This window comes from Haloferax sp. Q22 (assembly GCF_001482285.1).
Lineage (GTDB): Archaea > Halobacteriota > Halobacteria > Halobacteriales > Haloferacaceae > Haloferax.
In genome coordinates this window covers 1-24,088 of sequence record NZ_LOEP01000012.1, presented here as the reverse complement: position 1 = coordinate 24,088, position 24,088 = coordinate 1, and the positions used below count along the sequence as shown (strand labels likewise).

Genomic DNA, 24,088 nt, shown 5'->3' with positions numbered 1-24,088 from the left:
CAAGATGGGAGCAGTTACAAGCGTACTCATACCAGGAAATAACAGCGAACTGGATTTCGTCAATATCTTCGGAATCCTTGGAGTCCTGATTTTCTCCAGTCTAATGTTTGCCGTCTACGGCACTCAGAACGGTAATATCGATCTTGTTGTCCTTGGTGTTATCTTTGCTTTGATGGGGATGACCGGGGTCCTGTTCGTGGAGCTGGGTGCCGGATCATTCTTCAGAAGCTCGTCGACAACGGCGGAGGCGTCTTTCGCTGTCTGGGCAGGTATGCTGGCGTTCAACATCTCTAATCTAGTGGCGAATGTCCGTTTGAATGCTTTTGCTCCGCCGACTGAGGGCTATGCCTTCTCAGCGTTGTCCAGTCAGCAACCTTCTGTAAAGGGTATTGTCAACGGGGTGTGGGCACCTGGCGGTGAGAACCTGGCTTTGCTCGGTGCTTCAGCCTCGTTAGTGATGATCCTGTATCAGAAGACAGAGAGTATTTTGTTGTCGGTGGTTTTGGGAGTATCTCCGTTTGCTGTCTTGTTTGCGTCCCTGCACGGAGTAGCAACTGCAGGTTTCTGGGTCTTCGCAGCCTCGGTCATGTTCGTAATGGGGTTGTACCTGTTCGGAACAGATCTTGGTGCCGAACTGCCGTTAGCCCGGTACGTACCTATCACGTTCGGCCTGTTCTACGGTGTGCATAGAGGCATCAATATTTCCCAGTTCGGAGGCTTGGTGAATTGGTATACTACGATTCTTCAGGCACCAGAGCCGTTGATCTACGTATCTTACCTTGTCATCCTCCTGGATTCGATTATGGCGGTATTCGCTTTGGTGTACGTAGCTGACAAGGCCTATACTATGGTTCAGGCCTTCTCCTGATTTATATCTCTGAGAAAGGGTACGTTGGCAGGTTAGAAAGAAGGAGAAAAATGAGGAGTTCTACTGAGGGAGGATGTCGTTTTCGCGGAAGTGTTTCAGGTTGTTCTCGAAGGTCTTCGGGTTCATACCGGTGACCCGTGCCAGTTGGGCTGTGGTAATTGAGTGGTCTCCACCTGTTTCCTCGACCGCTGCCTTGAGACAGGACCCGGCGATCGCTACCTTGCTCCTGGACAATCCATCGTACTCCTCGACAGCTTCACAGTACTTCTCAGCAGTTCCAACCAAGTCATCACTGGCCGCGACATGCTCCAATTGGGAAACAATGTAATCCAGGTACTCGGTGCTGCGGACGAGGGAAAGATCGATGCCTTCCTGCTTCCTCAGTTTCTTCACATCCTCCCTCACGTACCGGCCGATATCCTCATCCTTGTCAGCGGTGAACAGGTTATCCTGGGCTTCGAGGTAGGCGACGATCATTTTCTGAGTCCTCGGCTCGTCGTTGAGACGTGAGGCAACGTGGACGGCAGCTGCGGGCAGATACTGCTCGTAGACCTTGAACTGGTCTCGGTAACTTTCTACGAGGTCAACGGCTTTGTCGAGAGTTCGTTCGCTGAGGTCCATGCCGTGACCGATTTCGTAGACCTTCTTCAACAGGTCACTGCGGTCGTTGTCAGGTGTTTCAGTGTCCAAAATCCGGCATCACCTCGTCGAACTCTTTCCTGATCGGGTTTTCAGAGTCTTCGAATATGGGGTCAAGCAGTTTGACCGACAAGTAGAATGCTGCTGAGAGCGGGACTGTGAATTTCAGTACGTCCTGCCTGAGCAAGAGACCTACGTGGAAGAAGTCGGGGAAGAGAAAGCCGTGAACTGCACCGATAAGAATGTTGACTGTGAGAAAGCTTACAGCCGTACCCAGAAGAAAACGGGATACGTGGCCGAGAAGCTTCCTCACTGATTACCACACTCGCGTTCGATGATGGTGTGTACGGTTTCCCCGTTTTGGAAGTTGTCAGGGATCTGCGCGGAGATGAAGGAGTTGTGATGCTCTTTCATCCCATCGTTTCTTGTGTTGATATGATGTTTCTTGGCCTTCCTTGCTGTGTACACTGCTTCTTCCAGCGGGCATTCTGTGCAGATCACGTCGTGATGGGTATCGTAGTACAGGTTGCAGAATTTGAACGGGCCGAATATTTTGAATCGGTCTTTTTCGTCTTTCTTCTCGATTCTCTCGACTCGATCCCCGTCTTTCCTCGAATACGTCTCCAGATGATTCCATACAGCCTGGTACTCTTCATCATCCTCTGAGGCCTCAAATCCGAACAGTACCTGTGTTGCCTCAGGTATCGAAATCTCACCACAGTCCTTCCGGTACTCTTGGAACACTTTCAGGACCTCGGCCTCTACGCTGAGATCCTCGTCGTCCCGTAGTTCTTCAAGGCTGTACCGTCCGCCTTTGTCGCTAAAATCCGGTCGATCACTGTCGCTGCTTTCTACTGGTTCTGATGGTTCTGGTTCTTCTGGAACCTGTGTTTCAGGGCTGTCGTTTTCCTTAGATCCGTTCACGGTCTCCGATTCAGGTTCATTACTGATTGAGGTGTCCTGATCTTCTGTCTCTTGGCCTTCTGGGAAGCTGTATTTCGTGCTGCGGCCGTCTTTCTCTTTCTCCAGTTCATTCCTGAAGTCCTGCATCGCGTTCTGGACGGCTACGTAGGCATCTGTCCCTGATTTGGCCTCGTATCCGAACAGTTTCTCGCAGATCTCGGAAGTCCCGATCGGTTCGTACTCCTTGATGACTTGTTTGATTTCATTTTCTCTCTGTGCCTTGCTGAGCCGGTTGAAAGCGGAGACAGACCGTAGAAGTCCTTCACCCTCACCTTCTCCCTCTTCTTCGTCTTCCTCGTCGACGTCGTCTTCAGGCTCCGAGCTGTCCTCCGTTCCTTCTCTGTCTTCTTGCTCGGGTGAGTCCTCAAACGCCTCTTCGGAGAAGGCGTACAGTGAACTGCGGCCATCTTTCTCTGTAACTAAATCACCTCGGAAGGTTTGAATGGCATTGTGAATCGCTTTGTAGGCATCGTTGTCCCAGTCTGGTTTGTAGCCGAGAATTTCGTTGCAGATACCCTCAAAGTCGACAGGCTGTTTTTCCCGGATGACTGGTTTGATCTCTTCAGCCCGTTCCTTCCGAGAGATCTCCACGATCTCCTCTTCAGTAAATCGGCCTTCTCCCGTTTCCTCTGTAGTGGTTTCTTCGTCGACGTCCTCACTTTCTACTGTTTCCGAAGATTCCTGCTCCTCTTCTCTGGCCGAGGTTTTCTGCCTCAAGGATTCTAATTCGTCGTCGACAGAAGTAGCGTACTCCTCGACGTCGTCAATGTACTCTTCTAAGGCCTTCACCTCCTCTCGGAGCTCTCCGAGGTGACGGGAGACATCTTCCGGTAACTGCTGGACTGAGTCCTCGAGTTCCTGGATCCGGTCGATGACTTCTGCGAGCTGACTGTCTTCACCTCCGCCAAGTTCGTCCTCGACCCGGTCAACTCTCTCGTCGAGCTCCTGGACGTTTTCTGCCACAGTGGTAACTACGTCGTTTAGTTGCTCAACCCGGCCATCTTCCTGCTCCTGTACCGATCGGTTGCCTAGAAGGTCGGTGTCGAAACCGTTTCTCCGGGCTAAGAACTCGAGGTTCGCAAGAACTGTATCCAGGTCCTCCTGTTCCCGTACCCTGATATCTGCTTCAAGGCCTTGTGCGTTGATTTTGATAGAAGGTTGTTCAGCCGCCTCCTCATCGTCGACGGCCTGCTTAACTTGTGAATCATTGTCGTCGTCTTCCAAAACTAAGTTTACACCCTGAATTTGAGTAGCATAGTATCTTCAGTCATCCTCGATCTCGAAGTCTTCTGTCTTCTCCCATTTTTGCTTCTCTGCAATCCCACTGTCTTCTTCTATTATTCTGATCTTCCCCTCGTCTTTCCATTTCTCTCTAAGAGCTGTCAAGGCTTTTTCCAAGGTTCCTTCGCTCCACGGGTAGTCTTCTGGGTTTAGAACGTTGTAGGCTAATCTGTAGCTGGTTACTTCTCCGTCGCCGTGTTCAAGTTCGTGGTCCACGTCCCTCTTCAGTTGCTTCATCTTGTGATCGGCGAAGTCTTCGTATTTGGACATGTATAGTTGTGGGGAAGTCTGCTTTTTATAGGTTTTCGGGGGAAAGACTGACCATCATAACCTTTCGGCCGAAACAATCTTTCAGCCGAAAAGCCAAGAAAAATAATTCCAAAAATTCAGCGCTCAAAATCTAGCTACAGAAAAAAACAGAAAATCGGGTTTAGAAATAGAGTGTTTTACAGATAACATAGCATTATCTGGAAAAGGGATAAAAGTACCCACAGGCCAAACACCACTATGGAACCAAACATAGTAGACTACTCAGAGGAAAAAGAGAAAGCGAGAAAAAACGCCCTCAAACCAGATGAGGTCAGACCCCTGATATCAGAAGTAGAGGAGGAGGAAGAGGACTTCAGAAACTGGATCGTATCCGAAGATGAGAAAGATAACTCAATAAGCACCTTCAAAACCTACTGGAACAATATACGGAAGCACCCCCACTTCGACATACTGACCGAGCCCGACTACGACATAGACGGCCTGATCTCCACCTACACCGAGTCAGGAAGCGAGAGAACACACCTTAGACAGTACATCAAGTTCCAGTTCCAACGTCGTAGAGAGTTCATCGAGGAAGAAGCAGATCTAGATGAGTTGGAGCAGTACTTCGATAAACAGCTCACCACCAGGACTCGAGCCATTTCCCTGTTCAAGAAGAAGAAAAACGAGATCCTGGAGCTCATAGAATCCGAGGGAAGCAACGACCAGGATGAGGGTCCTGATGTTGAGTACCATTACATTTACAAGGAGGACCTGGTAGAGCTGTTGAGGAAGGCCCCTCCTATCCGGGCAAAGTTCTGGGCGACATTGTACCTGCTTGGGGCACGGTGGGGAGAGGTGAAACGGTTGAAACCAGAGCATCGTCTCCCTGATTACAATGATGAGCATGGGGCATACCAGATTGAGAAAAACCGTACCAAGTCAAAGAAGGCTCACAAGAAGGCGCTGTACACTGGTTTAGTTCCGAGGATACTCGAGGATGTCCCGATCGGGAACTGGGTTGATCCGGAGACTGATGAAGAGTGGGAATCCGTGTACTTCCCTGACCGGAATAATAGCGATGAGAACTACCAGCTGGGGAAGGAAGTCAACGGGAAAGTGTACGGCTTGGCTGGGGAGATCGGTATGGAACCACGTACTCTGCACAGCTTCCGTCACACGAGGATAACCGACCTTCTCAAAGCGGAGGGAAGACCTCTTTCTGAGGTGCAGGACAGGTCCGGACACGAGGACAGCAAGACCACGAATGACTACAAAGAAGTCAACCTGAAAAAGCAGCCTACGTCACTGGAGCAGTACTGTGACGACAACGATATCGATCTCTTGGAAGTCATCACTACTGAGTCAGAGCAAGCGCAAAGGTAGGATTGTCCCGATCGGTAGAGGATTGAGGAAGTTCTGGATAAGGTATAAAAATGAGTGATTTAAAACTACTGTTAGAAGGGATTTCGGAGACTCCCAGAGACCTTTTTTGGGTCGATGACCCGGGAGCAAAACCCTGAGACAACAAATTTTTCGACGGTATCCTGCATACCGAGTCCTCTCCTCCATCGATCTGTGTAGTGGAGAAAAACCATTCCCTCCCCCCTTATTTGGTTCACTGCACGGAGTCGTGAGCGGAGGATCTCGGTGACGTGGATACCTGAGATGTCTTTCTTGGCCTTCTCTCAAGGCCTTTGGAAACTGGTACAGTTGCACGATTCAGGGTAACCTGGAAGGTGCCGCAGCTGGCCGTATTCCATTCACCTCTCTCTGCTTAGATCCCAGAGAGCTCAAACCAAAACACTAGGCCTTTTGAGAGAACTGTGGCCTGGAGGCAGAGCCCTAAAGTAGCGAAAACCTGATGGCTGTAAGCAGGATCACTTCCTGCCTGACCTCCGTTTCCCCCAGTTGTTCAAAGGAAAATCAGCTCGCACGAGGCAGATCGCCTTGAAGATTGCCGAGAACCGGTGTGCGTAGACACCTTGGCCTCTAATCGGGGCCGGGTGTGGGCAGACACTTACTGATCTCCTCCCTGAAGGACTGGGGATATACTATCCCCGCCTCTTAGCTCAGTGGTAGAGCTACCGCCTGTAGAGCGGTGAGTCCCCTGTTCAAATCGGGGAGAGGCGATTCCGCAGCCGGATACTGGTCTTAGACCCTCAGGAAACGATGGTCCAAGGCCTGACATAGCCTTCACCGGCCTATAGTCCGGCTGTACCTTTCCAAGCCGTCGTGGGAGACGCTGGCATACATCCACAAAGGTTGTCGAAGGCCTTTGACACCCGCTGGTTCGATTCCAGTCGACGGCATCGCATGAGGTGCAGAACTTAGAATCTATGCCGCCGACAACACGAGCAGCACTGGCAGTACTGACAGTAGTAATTCTTCAAGGCTTAGCGCTAAACTCGTTGATTCAGAGCCTTGGCCTTGGACAACTGGCTAACTCACTGCTTCCTGGCGTCCTGCTCGCATGGACGATTGGCCTGTTCTATCTCTGTTCTGTCCTCGGACTTTACGACGACGTTCCAGAAGGTGAAACCGTAATTGACTGACGAACTACCAGATCTAGACCGTAAGGAGCTGCTTCGACGGCTCCCAGAAATCCGCAAAATCGAAGACGAAAAAATAGGTCGAAAGACCACTCTCTCCCTCACAGCGTGATGCCGAGAGTTGAAAACATGCCCTGAATGCAACGAACAGTTTGTAAATATCGGGAGACACTGGCGTGATGGAGACTGCAGTTATCCACAGTTCTCAGAAAGACAGTTAGATATTCTTCGAGGCATCTTGCTTGGAGATGGCCATGTAAGACGGAAATCTGAAAATGGGAATCCTCAGTTCACTGTGAAAATGATCAACTCTACCTTTTTGAATTGGGTTGGCACCGAACTCGGTCTTCTATCAAATGGTGTAAAAGAATATTCAGATCCTCACCCGACTAATGGTACAGTCTACATCTTAACGACAGTTTGTCATCCCCAGTTAGAGCAGCTTCTCAACTGGTACAGCTCCGGAGAAAAAAGATTCCCGGAGTCTCTGGAGTTGAGTCCTCTTATAACTAAGATGTGGTACGTTTGTGACGGAGACCTTACTGAAGATACACGTTACACTGGAACAAGAAGCAGAGCCCGAATTTCCAACTTCGATCAAAAAAACCAGATAGATTTAATTAGAGAGTTATTTGAAAAGGCAGGGATAAAATTCACTGAGGCAGAAAATGGATTCCGCTTTTCTGCGGATCAGACAGAGGAACTGTTGGAATATATGGGAGAACCTCCGCCAGGCTTCGAATATAAGTGGAACACGCGAAAATCGAGAGGAATTGAGCCTCAAGAAAAATATCGGGTTGACCACACGCCCAAAGAACTCCAAGAACAGCTCCTAAAAGTCATTAGAGATAATCCTGGGATACATCAGGCAAAATTAGCGAGATTCTCCGGATATAGCGATCGGACAATTAGGAAGTACTGTAAAATATTGGCGGAAAAAGGAAATATCAGGATTGAGTTTGATGATAATAGAGTCAAGAAGAAAAAATTCTATCTGAAGGGTGAATCTGTAATTGGTTGATTTTCTACGCAACGAAAAGAAGATTCGAGAAAGCCTACGGAAAACCTTAGACTACCTGAATGGAGGTGAGAGTCCTCAGTGAGTGTTCAGATGACGAGTATCAATGCTTACTACGAGTTGAAGGAGGAAGGCAAGATCTCGGAGAGACAGGAACTGGCGTTCATGGCGGTGCGGAATTTCTATGATGAGAAGGGGTATTGGCCGACTCCGAAGGAGGTCCACGCTTTTCTCGCCGTCGAGCAAGGCAATGAATTGGCGCAGTTTGAAGGCCCGAACTTGGTCAAACCACGCATCACGGAACTCTTGGAGGATCCTGAGGACGATGATCCGGATCTCCTGGAGAAAAAAGATGTGAGCCGTAGTCAGGAGTATATCGAGGAATTGCTTGATGACTACAGTTCTAAGAAGGCGACTCCTGTGAAGATTGCAGAGAAGCATTTGGATCGACAGGATATCGAGGGCTCTGAGGGAGATGAAGACTCCGAGGAGGTCGAGGAACAGCAGGACGAGAATGAGGTCGATGACGAAGAGGACGATGAGGATTCTCCGGAACCCGGCGAATTGCTGTACGGCAGTGAAGACGAGGACTCCGGTACCGATTCCGAAGACGCTGTAGACGATTCAGAAGAGGATTCTGAGGACCGGGAGACAATGACGATGGACGGCGTCGAGTACAAGAAGAACGAGGACGGTGTCTGGGTCAGCGAGGATGGACAGGAGTATCTCTTCCCGCCTGGCATCGATGAAGAAGAGTACCTGGAGGATCAGGAAGACAGCCAACAGGAGGAGAGCTCGGACGACGTCGACCAACAGAACGAGGATAGGGAAAAAGAAGAAAAACAGCCCTCGGTAAACCAATTCTAAGGTGGACAAAGAATCTCGTTCTACGTTAAGGATTTAGAAAAGATAGCAAACGCTAAAATCTGTACAGACGCCGGCAAAGGTGCGTTTTGAAGTTATGGAAGAAACTGCATCCGGTGTGAACAGAGATCACTCCCGCCGGGTTTCCTTGGCCGAGCTCAAAGAGGCCTTCCATGAAGTGATGACGCAGTGAAGGATGTGCTCGTACAGGAAACCCGGGAAGATATCAAAAGCAAACTGTCCCCGAATTTCGACGGGCGTTTCTGCTACTACAGAGACCTCGATGGGAAACCTGAGAAGACGAAGGCGGGGAAGAAGATCTTGTTCTCCACAGGACAGCGAGTCATAGCTGAATCCACGATCATCGAGATCGAGGAAGACTACATCCGGTTTGACCCGTTGACACCTGTTTCCAGGCCGAACCCTGCCAGTCCCTCCAAGAGAGGACTTGAGTACGTCGACGCTGACAGCTGTGGGAAATACGATATCAAGATCATGGGCATCGAACACAGCTACAAGAACACCCACAAATTGGTTCGTGGAATCCTCGAGAACAGGATGGAGGCCCGCAACGACCGGGATCTTCTCAAGCATATCATCTGGACCAAGGCCCAGGACCTGGATCTCAGCGACTACGAGGATTTTCAGGAAAGGATCGAACCAGGGTATATCGAGAAGGTTGCGAACGAGATCCAACTGCAGAACTGTGCGTACCCACCTACAGATCCGGACGTATTGAAGTCGATGTTCAAGCACTCGAAGAAGGTGAACCGGCACTTCGATAGCTTAGAACAATTTGTTAATTCTGCGGTCAAGTTCTACGATAGAGATGGTAGTAAGTCGGAGGCGAAAAAGATCAATTCCAGTTTCTCTTTCCAGGGATCCAGTACTGTCTCGCCTGGGGCAGGGAATCAGATGGATTCGGTCAAGGAGAAGGTTAAGCAGGTAGTGGCACGGGACTAACCCGGTATCTTCCTTCCATACCCTACCCCTGTCTGGTTGGAAACATGGATCTATTTTCCCTTGTATATTTTTCTTCAGACGGATCTGCGGTTCCCGGTAGATTCTTTGTAAGCCCCAGTTCTAGTTTCTATCTGAATATGGGATTTGAACGCTTCGAGGATACGGGTTCGATGGAAGCAAGCAGTCAGCCCAGGATCTCGCTCAGGAAGTCTGGATCCATCGGTATCAGCAAGGCCGCTATGAGCGAGTGGTTCGAGGACAGTGATGCCGTGGTCCTGCACTTCGATGAGGATAACGACAGGATCGGGTTGGAGCCTGTGGAGGAAGGAACGGAGCACTCGTATACTATCAGCAGGTCGGAGGGAGGCGGCAGTGTAACCCCCTCGGCTTTCCTTCGAAGATTCGATCTCGTCCCTGAAGTTACGACTCGGTACGCTGCTGAGTGGGACGAGGACAACGAACTGGTCGCAGCATCACTCAATGAACCAGTAGGAACGTATGGTTCGGAAGACGGAGAATAATTAGGTCTCCAAGCGTTACCTGTTCACCTATCTGGATGTCTGGCAGCTGTGATCTTGATAGGACCGTAGAGTTCTATCCAGAGGAAGGAGAGTATCGTTCCAGTTTTCACCAAGAAGGGGAGAAGGTGAGCATAGCCGTCATCGAAACCGTGGCTACGATCAAGGACGAGGACCCCTTAGAGCTGGAGACTTTGGATCAAGCTGTTGATCCACGGTCTTTGGAGGCATTGTTTGAGGATTCGGATGCGACAGGGCAGAGGGAAGGCCTTGTCCGGTTCCATTATGAAGGTTTCCAGGTGGACGTGGATTACAGAGTAGAGGAGATCCGGCTTCAACCGTTGAGCGAGGTCACTGGTTCTTCGTAGTCTGATTCTCCGCACCAACGACAGCTGTCTAACTGGCATTCTTCCATGATCAAGGCCTCGCAGTTCCTGCATCGGCCCATGTCCTCGCTGAGACCGGTGTGATCTTCCGGGATATCTTCTTCTGGGATGACGGTGGTTACGGTACCGTCCTTTGAGACGAGAAAGACAGCTTCTCTTTCCTGGTTCCAGAGCCCTCGGTTGTAGCCATCAGGAAGATTGACCCGAGTAGTGTTCTCGATATGCTTCTGCTTCAGGTCTTTAGAAGGTTGTATTCGCATTGTCCACCGGAGCTTGACGTGCTCAGTGATTCTATAGTCGGTTCCGTTCTTCTCGACGTATTCGATAAGGTATCTCTGCCTCTTTCTAACCAATAATTCTGAAAGCCTGTTTATAAAATGAATCGTAGGATCTTCCGCAGGGACAGGAAACCAGTAGCCGCTAACAGGAACAGACCGAAACCATGTATAGCGTTTCTGTGCTGCTGGTAGTAAATCTGCATCCACTCAGGGAGACTTCTCTCGATAGGGACGGGCTTGATGATGGTGATAGGTTCGTCGCCTCCGATCACTCCGGTCCCATCACCGGGCTGTTGTTGGGTCTGGTTCCCTGTCTGGTTTCCTGTGATATCCTGGTAACATGGACTTCCGGCCCAGCAGATCTCATCGATGTTGATTGCTGTGGAGATGTAGTCTAATGCCAGTACACCTGTCTCAAGAGTTGTGGACAATCCGATGTCGGTGTATAACTGGGTTGAAGCGGTTCCCTGTGAGTCTGTCTTGGTTGCTACGTTTACCGGTGTGAGTAGCTCTCCGAATTTCTCTGCGTATGTGGAGACTTCTTCGTTGACCTGTATACTGGCAGTGGTGCTGTCGGAGGCGTTCACTTGGTCTTGGTTTTGGTCGGTGACGTCGACTTTGCTCGTTAGCGAGGTATGTTCTGATACTGTATCGGTGATATCGTCGACCGTGACAGCTATCGTGGAGGAGAGTTCTTCGTCGATAATTCCTTGGCCGATGGTACCTGTGCTTAGTTGGATTGTCGAGTTGAGGGTCTCGCGGGCTGAGATACCGAGGACCTTCACCTCTGTACTGACGTTGATGGTATCTAACGCCTTGTCTGATACCATGACTTGGGAGTCTGTGGAACCGGTTACCGGGACTGTATCGGTTTGGTTGTCTTCGGTGTACCCAAGGGAAGAGATCTCCAGGGAGACCGTGACCGGTGTAGTTATTTGACTGAATGCGGTGACGTTGTCCTCGACGTCAGCGGTGACCCCAAACTTATCCTGAAAGATTTCTGTGGTGGAGGCCAGTGAGGAAACAGCTTCAGACAGAGAGACCGCTACACTACTGTCTCCGAAGAACTCTCCGTAGCTGCTGGTTGACCCGGAAAGATTGACAGAGTCATTAATACTTGAAGTTACAACTCCTTGAACCTGGACAGATCCGGTCTCCGTCCGATTCCAGTTCCCAGCACCATCCCTGGCATAGATCCTGTAGCCCAGATTCCCGGTAAAGGATTCATTCTTCCAAACAAAATCAGAGACCACCCTCTCACCGGTCTCGCCGTCAAACTTTTCGACTGTAGGAGGCTCGACGTACTCAACTGTGACATACCCGTTGCTCCGAGTATCTCTCGTAGAGCCGCCCGTTTCCTGCTCTAAAACAGTCAACGCAGTTCCTGCTTCCTGACCACCGTCTTCTGGAGGCGTACAGTGACTTCCGTCTCCTCCCAACCCTTCGCCTCCAGCATCTTCTCCTGGATGATACCCATCCGTCCCTCCTTGTCCTCCTCTGGCTCCTCCTCCCCCGCCCACTGCTTGAGTGTCACATGAATCTGTGCCTCCAGATCCTCCACCTGCGTCAGCAGCGGCAACCAGTGTTCTGTCTAAAAGAATTTCAGTTGAACCGCCTCCTGCACCTCCACGTCTAATTCCAAATCCTGTATCCCATATGCCGCCGTCCCCTCCAAAATGTCTGCCCCAGCCACCCTGATTAGATGATCCTCCGCCATCTTCTCCTTTTTCACCTACCCAGATACTCAAATCCTGAGAAGTGAAGGATTTGAATTGTCCTTTGATATAGCCTCCTTTTCCTCCACTGAACTGTTTAGAGCCTCCGTTTGCTCCGTAAACCGTGACACGGTACTTACCTGGGTCCAGAGAAACATTGTAACTGGAGTTCTCAGCAGAAGGACCGTTGAACGTATAATTCCGGGTCTCACCGACACTCCAAGAACCCTCTTTACCGGTGTAGTTCTTCCACGTCCCGGTCTCGTTCGTCGCCAGAAACGCCTCTTCGAGTCCTGAAACGTTATCCCTCCAGCTTGCGGAGATGTTCAAGGACTTGGTCTGTAAGACCCCTTCATCCGAGGCATTAGTCTGCAGATTGAACCAGTTCGGACCACTGGTATCCCCAACCACTGTAACCGAATCATTCGAGTCAGCGAACGCACTCTGCCCGTCACTCTGCTCGACTTGGACGTTCCAGTCAAAAGTCTGTGGCAGAGAGTTCTCACTCGGCAAAGTGGAGAAGTTGAACCCGATACTGTTCGTAGTACCATTTTGAACGTCAGATGTAGAGTTGACGCTTCTCCAGACTTCCTCTTTCTTCAACGTCTCCAACTCTACAGAATCAACCGTAGGCGTAACCGATGAATCACTGGTGGACAGAGTGGCGTTGAACCGTGCATACCTGCTTTTTGGAAGCTGGTCTACAGTATCGTAGTACGTCCACGTCCCGGACTCATTAGTACCATAGTCAAGTTCTACCGAGGTACTTGTTGGTACGTTGCTTTGAATATCTGAGCTAGTCCAGTCTATTGAAGTTGACGATGAAAATAGTTTAGAAGTGTACTGTCCTTCGCTGCTGTATCCTTGGTTTAGGAGTTTCTGGTTGTCGAACAGCATTCTTCTGTTCGTTGTTCCTTTGCTGTTTAGGTTTGCTCCAATAGCTATTGAACCTGCTGAGGTTATGGTCGAGTCTGAAACCTGCATCTCTTGTGTCCAGCTTGTCTCTGAGGGGTTTTTTGAGTATGCTGTGAAGGTGTTACCGTTTACTACGAGCTTTATGTCGCACCATTGTCCTCCTGTTCCTGAGCAACCACTGAATGATACGCTGTTGAGGCCTGTAGAACAACTTCCTGAGTCGCAGCCGTTGAATTTTGCAAACCTTAGGTTACTTCCTCCTGAACCGTCTCTTAGAATATAGTATGTGTCTGGCCCTTGTCTTCTGAAGGCAATTCCTCCGTCTGCATGGTTTTCCCCGCTTGGTTTCTTGAATGACCCAACCCATGTAAAGTCTTTAACAGGGTTAGAGGAGGTATGGTCAAGGGTTACGATACTTTCTGTTGCCTGTGAGTTCATGTCGATGTCTAATACTTGGCCTGATGTACCGTCTGGCTGAGTATATGAACCTACTGTAGCTGAACCTATACCGTTATGAGTCCAAGACGGGTTGCTGGAATAGTCTCCGTCTGTAAATCTATCTATTATGTCTTCTGTAGCTAACTCTATGCGGCCGCTCGAAGCAACTGTCTCTAAGAAACTTCCTTGATTCCACTGGTTCTGGGTGTCGGTTAGGAAGGCCTCCGTAACATTCGCTGTATAGTTCATAAGAAGAGAGGCATTGCTACACCCACCGGTGCTGAAGCAGCTTGCATTGAACTTGAAATTAACAGGAGAAGACACAGTACTGCCGTCAGCAGGCGACTCCGAAGAAAGATCAGGAGGGGGCGTGGTTCTGATAGCGGTTATCTCAACCTGGCCATCACCAGAGTTTCCACCGCCAGTATTCTCCGAAAGAAGCGTTGCCCCATTGAATACTTGCTGAGACCCAGGGCTACCGTCTGTCCCGTCAGAGTTATCGTACGAAAATCCGCCGCTTCCTCCACAGCAAGCTCCTACACCCCATCCACCGATACCAGCATTTGTATACCGGTTTTCGTAGCTATTTGTACCGTTCTCTCCATCTGTACCATTACCGTTTCCTCCCGCACCTCCCGCACCTCCATAACCTTCTGAACTATCACTACCTCCACCTCCGCCCCCACCACCTGCCACTGCTTTAACAGAATCACCGAGAAACACAGATGTCGCACCTCCGCCCCCACCACCTGACGATTCCCCATAGCTTTGATAATTTCCTCCGTTTCCGCCCCGCTCCCCGACATTAACCTCTAAAGAACCTGCATCAGTAGAAGACAAATCAATCTGTGCCTTAACATATCCTCCGAGCCCTCCAGAACCCCCATCATAGTCATAAAACTCTTGGTCGTCTCCCCCGCTGCCTCCTCCTGCTCCGTATAAAGTAACGTTCAGGAAATCAGCACTGTCAGGTATGTCGTAATTGTAACTGCCCCAACTAGAGTAACTATCTGTACCTATTACGGAGGCTGACCCGATTATGTAAGTATAGATCTCTTTAGGTGATCTGAACCTTGTTACACCGTCTTCCTGCACCCTTATCTGTGGGTCATAGCTGTATTCTGCTTCGATAGTTCTGTTACTGTCTGCAGGGAAGGATACGTTGTAAACTCGATAATCGAAGGCCTCGGTATCCTGTATAATCAGATCCTGGTCGATCCCCGTATTCTCAGCTTCCTCTAACGCCGTACCAAGACCTTTGTCAACCTGTTCGTGTTCTAAGCGGTTGAAGTCGATATAGTCGATTGAGGCATTTTTCGGAGTTACAAAGTAGACCAGTTCGCTTTCCTGTGGTTCATACAGATTGTCGTAAGTAATGGTATTGTAGACCTTATCTCCTTCACGCCTGAGTCCGGCTTCTGTAGTGAGCAATTCTGTGTCGTTTCCGCTGTAGACGTCTTCTGTTTCCCACACCACCTTCTCCGATGTATTCGATGACCCGTTCACCGAGACGTTCTGCAGGACCTGGTATTCGATGATCAGGTGCTCGTAGTGGGACTTGACGTTGATATCGAACCGGGTTGGCCCGTCCTGTAAACCCATATCGAATACTTCAGAAGTGCTGTTAGACGTTCTCACGTAGTCATAGTTGCTGTAGATGTACTGATGTGAGGTGAGATTCCCTGTCTCCGTCTGATTGTCTCCAAGCACTGTTGATAACTCGGATGTAGGGTAGTCGCTGCTGTACCTGCCTCCGTACTGGATCTGCAGAAACAGCTGTGCCTCGACTCCCGGCCACTCATCCTCGTCGAAAGACTGGAGACTGTAGGTGAAAGCGTCCAAGTCGTCCTCAAGCTCCTGAGGTACAAACACCTGTCTAGGGGACAAAGACTGATTCATATACGAGGTGGAGAAACCGATACTATCGCTCTCGAAGGACGTGTTAACGTTCTCCGCTTCCAAGCCCTCTACCTCCAAGTCTTGAGACTGTGCTGTAGCAGAAGGCACTAACAGAATGGAGAACACGATGAGTGCTGCAGCTACGGAGAAATATCTCTCACCGAGGATCCTCATACAGGATAATTGTCAGAAGATACTTAAAAAACGTCAGATAACATGACGGGAACTGGTATACACTACCGGATAAAACAGGGATGATAACGGTGCTACCTCTCCAAGCCGATATCTGGTCCATCCTCACCGACGTAAGCCTCGGCACCTGGCTCGGCTTCCTAGTCACAATAACAGCCAGTTTCGGAGTCTACCTGTACCGACGCAGACAACAGAAAACCAAGCTACGTCGCTCACTGATCTCCGAACTCGAAGAACAGGACCTCGACCAAGTCATCAAAGCAGTCAACTCCAGCGAATCCGCCGTCCCACCTGACGACAACGGTGAAAGCCCGGAACTTGACCCGTCAGAACTTCCACCGGCAGGCACCCTGCCCACCCAGATCTACACGTCCAACGCCGGCAACCTCGGCATCCTTTCACAGGACGAGGTCGACGACATCGTCTCCTACTACTCAGGCCTGCTCACCCAGAAAGCCATCATCAAATCCATCCGCACAGATGAGGAAGCGATGACCGCCGACCAGAAAGAGCTCCGAGACAAGATCTCAGACCTGGAAGACGACCGTTCCTCCCTCGTCGATACACTGGAAAACGCCAAATCCATCCTCTAACACCGGAGAAAAACCGCGAACCAGTCATATCCTCGAAACAAATGTTTTTTGCTCCTTGGATATAACTTCCGAGGTACGCAAACAACTGAGAGCCTATAATGTCCAGTACAGAAGCGGATTTCCTCGACGCGATCGACCGCGACTTCTCCTCCAGAGCTGACTTCATCTCCTACATCAACTCAGAGGTCGATCTCGGGAAACTGGACAACAAACTCAGTTTGATCGGCTCGGTCTCCGACCACGACCGGGCAACCTTCATAGACAGGCTTAGCAACCACTTCAAACTCGTCAACCAGAGCGACGACCTGCTCCTCTTGTGGGCCTCCGACGAACGCATCCCGTACTACGTCCACCTGGAGGACGACGAGTTCCCGATCTTCTTCACCGCAGCGAACAAGACCGACGAAATCCCTGACACCCTGGTCGAATACCTGAAGAAAGACAGGGCGATGAGCCGGATGTGGGTCGGGAAACGAGAGATGGAACGTCTCCGCCAGCAAATGGTGGACGAACACCGCGACCTCATCATCCCACAGTTCACCGCCAAACGCTCCAAACACACCGATATCCCGGCCAAAAAAAGGCCTGAATACGATCGGACGATGCGGTACTGGGCGGACGACGGGTTAGAGACCTACCGACACATGAAAAGCCGGTACGGTGTCCTCCCTACCAACATCCAGTTCGAGGTACCCGGCAACTTCAAATTCCAGATCACTCAGGACGGCGTGTTCACCGCTATCGACGGCGGCGTAGACAACATCGCATCCTTGATCGACCAATCCACGAAACGGCTGCGATTCGTCAAACAGATCATCAACACCTCCGACTACGACGAGAACGGCTCAGGTTTCCTTGAAGACGTTTCCCTGCCGTACAGCAAGCCCTGGGCCATACAACTGGATGACCGACCTGCGAAGGACGATATCCGCCACTTCGAAGGGAACGTCGAAGCAAGCAACCTCGAGTTCAGCGTCGTCCATTTCGACTCCTACCTCGATTCACGAGGATTCGACGCCGAGTTAATGGATAAGAACAACTACGGGAAAACCGCTGTCCGGACAAAGGAAGACGCGATAAGGATCTATCCAAGGGAAGACACCGGGATCGATCAGTCCTTCCGTATCTACAATTTCGTCGACGATCACATCGAGGCAGATCCTGAGGCCATCGAAGTTGTATGAAAGATCCCGAGGACCCTTGGACGTTCGATGACGGATATCTAGAGGATCTAAGCTCCAGGAACCAGGAACGGTTCGAAGAGGATTTTGACGATAACCTGGACGATTTCGACGAAGATACCATGGAACGCCGGTTGCAGACCCGGTTCAACGAGGCGGAAGAGCATTTGAAATTGGTGAAGGCGGCAGCTGCCTGTTTCCATCCTCGGGAGGGTGCAGGACGTTCTGAAAGCGGATTCCGGTATGTCGGTGTGGATCCTCTGCAAGCCGTAGACGAGAACCCGGCAGATGCCCTACTGGTGAAACCGGAGTACAACGGAGCGTACTTCTGCGTGGTTTGCTGCGAGATAGGCGGTGAGAGCAGGAAGGACTGGATTGAGAACGTGAACGAGGCACGGCGGGTGTTCGAGTCACGGGACAACCGAAGTGTCCTGACCTCGCAGCTGGGCATCGAGAACGATGATCTGTCCTTCCAGTATGTAACGTTGACCCGGACGGATGATACCGTGGAGATGGATTTCTCAGTGCTTGACCGGAACTGTGACGCTGATACCTACGCTGTCTGGTCTGCGGACGTCGAGGACAAGTGGATGATGCACGAGAACGGTTCATTCGTCCATGCCGATCTCCGGTCAGCTTTCTCAGAGCAACTGGATTACATGCGCCGTGAGGACCCGTTGAAGTACACGGTCGGCACCCATCCGGTGTTCCCTCTTCAGCAACTCGTATACCAGGTTGTCAAGGAGAAGTTCGAGTTCGACGACGAACACAAGTCCGAGTTCGCCCACGACACGTTCTACGAGTTATTTGACAAGGGGCTTCAGATCCAGTGCAGCGGTGAGCGGCGGAAACAGGTTGTGTCGTCGGAAGTGGATAGACTGCTGGATATGGCTTTGAAGACAGGGGTTTTCTCGGATGAGGATGATGATCTCCGGTCTGATGACAGTGATTACAGGGTCATGTATTCCGGGACTCGTGGCCCGGATCATGCGGAGAACGCTGTGAAGCCGAAGTATTTCGATAACATTGGTAAGGTTCAGGTCGGGCAGTTGGCGTATGATAAGACCCGGGATGAGTTTGATCCGGAGACGGATCTTGGAAGCTATGGAGCGTTCTAAACCGTTGATGTCAGTTGAAACAGACGCTCCACGACTGCCTATAACGGTATCCGTCCTGTAATATTTTCTCGGGAGAAAGCGAGGCTTCTGCGACTTCTACTACGTTGCTGTCGACCTGTGTGTCTCCGGTTTCGTCAGCTACGAACAAGCCGGTGCCTTTGATCCCGTCAACGTACTCGTCTGCTACCCAGGTTGCTTCGACTTCGAGGCATCCAGTACCGGTTTTCTGCCTTACGTAGCTGGCGTCTCCACGAGTCAGGTTCGTTGAATCGGCTTCGATCTCACCTTTCAGATAACCTCTTGTAGCGGAGGCGGAGAAACTGGAAGCGTTACTGAGACCGATGTGGCTGATAGTTGGTTCTGAGGCCTGGCCCAGAGAACGATCTGCAAGATAGTCACGTCCCTCGTCCGTCACCAAGTTCTCTTGGAACGAGGAGTGGATCAGCTCGCCTTCTTTGTTGTAGATCTCCGTAGTTACGTTACCATCCCACTGTAGTGTTTCACCTGTCTCTACCGGGTCTTGTACACTCTGATCCGGTAGTTGAGGGACTGAAACCAGTGCTGCTGCAAGAATAAAACTGAGGGCCAGAGAGTATCTATTTAGGTTGATTGGTTCTGTCACCTGGGAAAGCTTCTGTAAAAGAAACCGGATTTACTACTTTTAAAACAGAGGGGTCAGGTACGGAAAAGCACATACACGACTCCAGCACCCCAGGTAAAGAAGAAGGCGTAATGCAGCTGTGCAACGTTGATACCCCATTTGTAGACCGGCAGCCAGATCAACCCGAACAACTGCTTCTCGACCTCCGACTCAACCTCGGTACAGATCTCTACCGATTCAGACACACCGTCTACATCACCGACCTTGTTGCGAGAATCTTGGTCACTGCAGGAGTCACCGAACTGAGGGGCTGACGTCATCAAGAAAACGTAGCCAGGAAGCAACGCCAAAACCAGTACCAACTTCCACATCTGTTACATCCCTCGCATTACTCTGTGGAATCCTGCCCGTCCAAGCTCGTGGATGAACAACCCCAGAAACAGGATTACGCCGTGGTCGTTGAGGAACGTCTGCATGTCGAACTGAAGATACGGGACTTCACCGAGAACCCAGAACACCGCCAGCAAAACGCCGAACGAGATGAACGTAATCGCTACCTCAAACAGTATTAGGTAGGTGATTTGGTTGTCCAACCAATCCAGTGCTCCCATGATACCTGTTTAATGAAAAGTATTTTTAAAACAAGAGGACGGGTAGTTCACTGGTTCTCCCGGCAAGACCTCTTGAAGTCCTCAGGATCAACATCAGAATACCTGTCAAGGCCTTTCTTCCTGCGAAAACCACTGCTTCTAAACACCTGCTCTACGATCCAAGTATCTCTCCGAGGACTGTAATCTGTAACCACCACCGTCTTCTGATGGACGAACAGGAACTGTTTGTCTATGGAATCATAGAGCTGGATTCCTTTACCCCTGTAAATCCATTTCTCAACTATCTCCTCGGGCAACTCGCATTCTGATTTATCATTGTCGTCAGCTACGTCAAAAGCACCGTCTTCAAACTCTACATCAGTGATACCGGCTTCACCATAGAACACTACTTGTCAGTGAGCATTTTTGAAACCCTTTGAGTGAAGAATTTCAGAACTCGTACCGTACGACTTCTTCGCATCCGCACTCGGAGCACTCGTCAGCATCTCGATCGAGAGTCTTACCGCACCGACGGCACTCAAACAAATCCTCGCTTGAAGGTCTCAGAACCCGCTTCACTCCTTCCAGTAAACTAGAGCTCATTCGGGGTGGACTACCTCGTTGCAGCTCGGACACTCTGTCCAGGCCTCCTCTTCTCCCGACTGATTCTCGTACCTGATCAGGGTGTGACGGCGGTAGATCTCTTCGCGGCAGAACGGGCAGACTCCGAGACGCTGTGGTTCCTGAGCAGCCATATATCGTAGCCTCCAAAGAGGGGGACGGGATTCGGGGTGCGTGTGACTGAGGGCTAGGAACGCCCTCTAACAAGACCTGAACACTGCCAAGGGCATATAGGTCAGGTAACCACAGTGAAAGTAGAGAAAACATAGCCCACTCCTTCTTCCGGACAGGCCAATCAAAGAGACGAGAAGACGGAACAACACCATGCTTTAACCAATGGATTGAATAATTCCTCAAAAGAGAATGGCCTCCCGAAGACAAATATCCGCCATGAACACGCGATCACTGGGAACCTCAGTGATCCGCTTCGGGACTTTAGCTGTAATCGTATCTACCCTGTTCGTCTTCCTCAACCAGGTTCTGGATGTGAGCTGGCAGATCCTCACGTCCGCCGTCATCGCAGCACTCCTCCTGACTTTAGGATGGATGTGGAAACGAGGTTTCTTCCTATCCCCCTGGTCACTGCAACTGCGATCACTTTACCGGAAATACAGCTACTCAGGCTTTGTACCGCTTCTTCGAGTGTTTAAATCTCGGGAACGCCGAAGAGTGGAAGTCCTGAAAGGGCTTTTCCTAGTTGCTGCAGCAGTGGTTGTAGGAGGTTCAATCTCTCTCCTTCATTCAACTCTACTAAACGACTTCACGCTCAACGTCCAGAGCAGTGTACTTGGAACAGCATGGCAGGTACACGCAGTCATCATCGGTTTCAGCTTTGTTGCCCTGACTTTTGTCTGGGAAGAGATCTACAGTAACTCCCTAAGCGACGAATTAACAAGGTTGTTCGTCGAGGATATTGGATCAATCTGGACAGTTACCTTTGTCTTCGGCTCTAACCTGCTTCTTGGAGTAATCGCCTTCACACAATCTTCAGCACAGGACGTAGGGCTTCTACCAGTCTATATAACCGCTGTACTGTTTGTGTCGTCTATCGTGTCTGTAGCTGGGCGATTCTTGGATGCATTAGATCTCTTGTTCTACACAGATCTAGACGAGGAGGTTAAAGAATACGCAAAAGCCGATTTAGAGAAGGACCTCATAAGAGAAAGTTCTACCCCGAACCAAGTACTCTCAGAGACGGTACACAACTTCGAACAGGTATCGATAGGTATGCCAAACTTCGGGTTAGATCAGACCACAATCTCTTCGAGAGACATCGAAAAACGAGGGGTTATCACAGATATCAACTTGAAAAGGATGGAAAATGTTTCAGAGATTGTTGACCAAGAGCCTGCTACCAGTATAAGGAAGAACCCGACAGTAGGCCTTTCTCTCGCTGAAGATACCACAGTTCTCTCTTTAGAAGGAGATATCGATGACGAGACAGTAGAAGAGCTCACGGAACAACTGCGTCGTGGACTGCGGACACGTAGGGAAAACTGATGCCCAACTACGAAGACTATCTGGAGCACTTCTTCGACAATGCAGAGGCCTCAATCCGGGAGGGAAAAGGACAGGAACTCTCAGATAATCTCTCTCACATCGCAGAGCTGATTCAGGAACTGATCGACAAGGAAACGGACTCAAATGGTCAGTTCCGGTCGAACTATGCTTTCTGCAGACGCCAGTACATCGAGCTGTACGATACAGTGCTTGAGAACGGTGCTGACGAGGATCTTAGAACAAGCATTATCGACTCGATATCAGCGATCGCTAATTACTCCCGTCAAGCAAATGATCTGGAGGCCTTCGATCAACTGCTTAACTCCATCACCGGGTGCTATGTGCAGTCATATCCGAACCCTGGATTTGACGACGCTGTAGGGAATATCTTCGAGAGATTCAGCCATATCCAGTTCGGAACAACTCAGACCTTCGAAGACGTAGACAGTGTCGACAGATTAGCTAAAAGCCAGGAAATCATCGACACTCTTCTCCAGTACTACCGTGAGCTCTGGCGATGCTCTATTGAAAACGGATGTAAGGAGTCTATCAAACGACTTCACCACAATCTGGAGGACGTAAGAGTATTTGAACGAGCCCAGTACCTGCCGCTCGGAACCTCGGAAAGCGAGTACAACGAGGACTTCCTTGATCAAAAGCAGGAGATCGCTAACACCTTCCGGAAGCGAATCCAGATACAGAAATTCGCCGGCTACTCCTGGGGATACAACCTCTACGTGAAGGGGATAATTTCTGAGGAAGAGTTTATCGAGGAACTGCTTCAGAAATACGCCGAGCAGAACTTCTCCTCCATTAGCTCTCTTACAGAGACCTACTTCGAGATTCAATCCATTCTCGGTGAGGTGCCTTACTGGGAAGATTGGGAGACAAGCAGACAACTGCAGCAGTCACTCGGCCCAGTTATGACCTCTATGGGGGCGAACAGTTGGATACCCTCGTTCTACCTGGCGTTTTCACTGTATCTGTTCGACGAAGACACTCAAGAGAACTTCTCGAACTCTACCCCTGAAGAACTGCCATTCCCTACAGGAAGCAGGGAACGGATTGAGATCAACAGCCTACTGGATGCAATTGAAGAATTTGAAGACGACTATCCTCTGGACTTCCTCCTAGACGACCAGGTTGATATAAACGAGAGAATAGAGAAACTGTCTGAAACCCTGGATAGAGCACTGTCACACGCTGAGAAACAGGATATAATGCGGATGAGGAACCATCCTATCGAATCAGAGTACGTCGACTCTTGGGAAAAAGAGGTGAACGACCAATTCGATAGCTCGTGCCTGTTGAGGCAAGCACTGAAAGAAATCGGACTGCTGAAGCAGAAACCGTTCCCCCCGGATCTTGACGGTATCAAGGTCTCAGTTGGATATCCGCGTAAGCGAAACTTCGTGCCTGAGGAAGCAGTACACAAATCTCCAACAGGCAATTTCCGGAGTATTTTAGACAGTTATCGAGAGTACGTTTTGAGACGGCTGACCCTCGAGGAGCACACGGTAGATACTGTCGACGAGTTACTCGATGAAATAGAAGATCAGGTGGAGCGAAGACATCCTTCAGTAATCCTCTTCAGGGCCGGAGAGCACCGCAGAAAGCTCTTAGAAGACGACCGGTTCACACACGGAAGCGATTTCCCCAACTCCCATCACACCTTCTTGGACATCCCTGTCCTCACTGAAGCCACGGAAACGTATTCTGCCCTCCTGCTTTTGGAGAACGAAAGCCACGGGGTCGAGTTCGTTGAAGACGACATAGTATTCAATCTGGAAGCTACGCCAGGAGAGGAAGCCGAGGTAATTGATATGCCGAACAAGCCTCTGGAGTCAATCCCGTATACTAACGCACCTCATGACTTTGTAGAGATGGAAGTCCGGCTCCGGGGATACATACAAAGTGAGGAGCTCGATGGAGTGCTGTTCCAAATGGACTCCGAGGACCCAGAATAGGATTCAGCTGGGTTTTGAAGGTGGGAAGTGGAGACGGAGAAGAATGCAGAAGTAGAGAAACGAATAATTGCACAGGGCGTTTAACTACAATGAGGGTGTCATAGAACGATTAGCACACCAAAGAGCAGGGTGAATGCTGAGGTGGAATGAGCTCAGCGACCCTGCAAGATGATCCTTCG

At 50.2% G+C, this 24,088-nt stretch carries 22 protein-coding genes and 1 tRNA gene; 13 read left to right on the top strand and 10 right to left on the bottom strand.

Features of this window, described 5'->3' with window-relative positions; all coding sequences use genetic code 11:
- The first annotated feature begins 4 nt into the window (after positions 1–4).
- On the top strand, positions 5–868 hold the full coding sequence (locus AM590_RS04110; RefSeq protein ID WP_157575425.1) for a hypothetical protein: 864 nt from the start codon (positions 5–7) through the stop codon (positions 866–868).
- Between the two features lie 60 nt (positions 869–928).
- On the opposite strand, the gene AM590_RS04105 is transcribed toward AM590_RS04110, so the two are convergent.
- From AM590_RS04105 to AM590_RS04090, 4 genes are read right to left on the bottom strand one after another with little or no spacing between them, the layout of a single operon-like run.
- Complete coding sequence (locus tag AM590_RS04105; RefSeq protein ID WP_216635668.1) at positions 929–1,519, bottom strand: hypothetical protein; 591 nt, start codon at positions 1,517–1,519, stop codon at positions 929–931.
- A 28-nt stretch (positions 1,520–1,547) separates the two neighbouring features.
- Positions 1,548–1,820, bottom strand: coding sequence for a hypothetical protein (locus tag AM590_RS04100; protein ID WP_058826356.1), 273 nt, complete (start codon positions 1,818–1,820; stop codon positions 1,548–1,550).
- Positions 1,817–3,694 (bottom strand): hypothetical protein, encoded by a 1,878-nt coding sequence (locus tag AM590_RS04095; RefSeq protein WP_058826355.1) that lies wholly within the window; start codon positions 3,692–3,694, stop codon positions 1,817–1,819. The genes AM590_RS04100 and AM590_RS04095 overlap by 4 nt, the downstream gene beginning before the upstream one ends.
- A 39-nt stretch (positions 3,695–3,733) precedes the next feature.
- Complete coding sequence (locus tag AM590_RS04090; RefSeq protein WP_058826354.1) at positions 3,734–4,021, bottom strand: hypothetical protein; 288 nt, start codon at positions 4,019–4,021, stop codon at positions 3,734–3,736.
- 237 nt (positions 4,022–4,258) lie between these two features.
- On the opposite strand from AM590_RS04090, the gene AM590_RS04085 reads away from it, so the two are divergent.
- From AM590_RS04085 to AM590_RS04060, 7 genes are all read left to right on the top strand, one after another.
- Positions 4,259–5,386 carry a site-specific integrase gene (locus AM590_RS04085; RefSeq protein ID WP_058826353.1) on the top strand — a complete coding sequence of 376 codons (1,128 nt, stop codon included), beginning with the start codon at positions 4,259–4,261 and terminating at the stop codon, positions 5,384–5,386.
- 675 nt (positions 5,387–6,061) lie between these two features.
- A tRNA-Tyr gene (locus tag AM590_RS04080) sits at positions 6,062–6,133 on the top strand.
- A gap of 540 nt (positions 6,134–6,673) precedes the next feature.
- On the top strand, positions 6,674–7,573 hold the full coding sequence (locus AM590_RS19740) for a winged helix-turn-helix transcriptional regulator (RefSeq protein ID WP_082677659.1): 900 nt from the start codon (positions 6,674–6,676) through the stop codon (positions 7,571–7,573).
- 90 nt (positions 7,574–7,663) lie between these two features.
- A complete protein-coding gene (locus AM590_RS04075; RefSeq protein WP_172795752.1) occupies positions 7,664–8,437 on the top strand; it encodes a hypothetical protein in 774 nt (257 codons plus the stop codon).
- A gap of 186 nt (positions 8,438–8,623) precedes the next feature.
- Entirely contained in the window at positions 8,624–9,397 is a 774-nt protein-coding gene (locus AM590_RS04070) for a hypothetical protein (RefSeq protein WP_058826351.1), read from the top strand.
- Between the two features lie 44 nt (positions 9,398–9,441).
- Positions 9,442–9,918 (top strand): hypothetical protein, encoded by a 477-nt coding sequence (locus AM590_RS04065; protein WP_157575423.1) that lies wholly within the window; start codon positions 9,442–9,444, stop codon positions 9,916–9,918.
- Positions 9,919–9,953: 35 nt separating this feature from the next.
- Positions 9,954–10,283, top strand: a complete 330-nt coding sequence (locus AM590_RS04060) for a HalOD1 output domain-containing protein (protein WP_058826349.1) — start codon at positions 9,954–9,956, stop codon at positions 10,281–10,283.
- Here the strand turns inward: AM590_RS04060 and AM590_RS20355 are convergent.
- Both AM590_RS20355 and AM590_RS21325 read right to left on the bottom strand, forming a co-directional pair.
- Entirely contained in the window at positions 10,250–10,654 is a 405-nt protein-coding gene (locus AM590_RS20355; protein ID WP_157575421.1) for a hypothetical protein, read from the bottom strand. The two genes, AM590_RS04060 and AM590_RS20355, sit on opposite strands and share 34 nt — an antisense overlap.
- Before the next feature lie 17 nt (positions 10,655–10,671).
- Positions 10,672–15,720, bottom strand: a complete 5,049-nt coding sequence (locus AM590_RS21325; RefSeq protein WP_157575420.1) for a glycine rich domain-containing protein — start codon at positions 15,718–15,720, stop codon at positions 10,672–10,674.
- Positions 15,721–15,809: 89 nt separating this feature from the next.
- Between AM590_RS21325 and AM590_RS04040 the strand changes: the two genes are divergently transcribed.
- The 3 genes from AM590_RS04040 (at position 15,810) to AM590_RS04030 (ending at position 18,630) form a co-directional block, all read left to right on the top strand.
- A complete protein-coding gene (locus tag AM590_RS04040) occupies positions 15,810–16,331 on the top strand; it encodes a hypothetical protein (RefSeq protein WP_157575419.1) in 522 nt (173 codons plus the stop codon).
- Between the two features lie 98 nt (positions 16,332–16,429).
- The gene (locus AM590_RS04035; RefSeq protein WP_058826344.1) at positions 16,430–17,515 is read left to right on the top strand and encodes a hypothetical protein; all 1,086 of its coding nucleotides are present in this window, start codon (positions 16,430–16,432) and stop codon (positions 17,513–17,515) included.
- Entirely contained in the window at positions 17,512–18,630 is a 1,119-nt protein-coding gene (locus AM590_RS04030) for a hypothetical protein (protein WP_058826343.1), read from the top strand. The genes AM590_RS04035 and AM590_RS04030 overlap by 4 nt, the downstream gene beginning before the upstream one ends.
- Before the next feature lie 10 nt (positions 18,631–18,640).
- On the opposite strand, the gene AM590_RS20345 is transcribed toward AM590_RS04030, so the two are convergent.
- The 4 genes from AM590_RS20345 to AM590_RS04015 are packed head-to-tail and all read right to left on the bottom strand — an operon-like array spanning position 18,641 to position 20,228.
- A complete protein-coding gene (locus AM590_RS20345; RefSeq protein WP_157575418.1) occupies positions 18,641–19,252 on the bottom strand; it encodes a hypothetical protein in 612 nt (203 codons plus the stop codon).
- Positions 19,253–19,305: 53 nt separating this feature from the next.
- On the bottom strand, positions 19,306–19,602 hold the full coding sequence (locus AM590_RS04025) for a hypothetical protein (RefSeq protein ID WP_058826342.1): 297 nt from the start codon (positions 19,600–19,602) through the stop codon (positions 19,306–19,308).
- 3 nt (positions 19,603–19,605) lie between these two features.
- The gene (locus AM590_RS04020) at positions 19,606–19,842 is read right to left on the bottom strand and encodes a hypothetical protein (RefSeq protein ID WP_058826341.1); all 237 of its coding nucleotides are present in this window, start codon (positions 19,840–19,842) and stop codon (positions 19,606–19,608) included.
- 47 nt (positions 19,843–19,889) lie between these two features.
- On the bottom strand, positions 19,890–20,228 hold the full coding sequence (locus AM590_RS04015) for a hypothetical protein (RefSeq protein WP_058826340.1): 339 nt from the start codon (positions 20,226–20,228) through the stop codon (positions 19,890–19,892).
- A gap of 577 nt (positions 20,229–20,805) precedes the next feature.
- Between AM590_RS04015 and AM590_RS19730 the strand changes: the two genes are divergently transcribed.
- A complete protein-coding gene (locus AM590_RS19730; RefSeq protein WP_082677657.1) occupies positions 20,806–21,942 on the top strand; it encodes a hypothetical protein in 1,137 nt (378 codons plus the stop codon).
- Positions 21,942–23,909, top strand: coding sequence for a hypothetical protein (locus tag AM590_RS04010; protein WP_058826339.1), 1,968 nt, complete (start codon positions 21,942–21,944; stop codon positions 23,907–23,909). Before AM590_RS19730 ends, AM590_RS04010 begins: the two co-directional genes overlap by 1 nt.
- Positions 23,910–24,088 lie beyond the last annotated feature (179 nt).

Excerpts from the sequence above, each read along its gene's own strand:
- AM590_RS04060 (WP_058826349.1), top strand. The coding sequence starts at position 9,954 with ATGTCTGGCAGCTGTGATCTTGATAGGACCGTAGAGTTCTATCCAGAG.
- AM590_RS04010 (WP_058826339.1), top strand. The coding sequence starts at position 21,942 with ATGCCCAACTACGAAGACTATCTGGAGCACTTCTTCGACAATGCAGAG.
- AM590_RS04090 (WP_058826354.1), bottom strand. The coding sequence starts at position 4,021 with ATGTCCAAATACGAAGACTTCGCCGATCACAAGATGAAGCAACTGAAG.
- AM590_RS21325 (WP_157575420.1), bottom strand. The coding sequence starts at position 15,720 with ATGAGGATCCTCGGTGAGAGATATTTCTCCGTAGCTGCAGCACTCATC.
- AM590_RS04020 (WP_058826341.1), bottom strand. The coding sequence starts at position 19,842 with ATGGGAGCACTGGATTGGTTGGACAACCAAATCACCTACCTAATACTG.
- AM590_RS04035 (WP_058826344.1), top strand. The coding sequence starts at position 16,430 with ATGTCCAGTACAGAAGCGGATTTCCTCGACGCGATCGACCGCGACTTC.
- AM590_RS04030 (WP_058826343.1), top strand. The coding sequence starts at position 17,512 with ATGAAAGATCCCGAGGACCCTTGGACGTTCGATGACGGATATCTAGAG.
- AM590_RS04110 (WP_157575425.1), top strand. The coding sequence starts at position 5 with ATGGGAGCAGTTACAAGCGTACTCATACCAGGAAATAACAGCGAACTG.
- AM590_RS04085 (WP_058826353.1), top strand. The coding sequence starts at position 4,259 with ATGGAACCAAACATAGTAGACTACTCAGAGGAAAAAGAGAAAGCGAGA.
- AM590_RS04075 (WP_172795752.1), top strand. The coding sequence starts at position 7,664 with ATGACGAGTATCAATGCTTACTACGAGTTGAAGGAGGAAGGCAAGATC.
- AM590_RS04025 (WP_058826342.1), bottom strand. The coding sequence starts at position 19,602 with ATGTGGAAGTTGGTACTGGTTTTGGCGTTGCTTCCTGGCTACGTTTTC.
- AM590_RS19730 (WP_082677657.1), top strand. The coding sequence starts at position 20,806 with ATGGCCTCCCGAAGACAAATATCCGCCATGAACACGCGATCACTGGGA.
- AM590_RS04065 (WP_157575423.1), top strand. The coding sequence starts at position 9,442 with ATGGATCTATTTTCCCTTGTATATTTTTCTTCAGACGGATCTGCGGTT.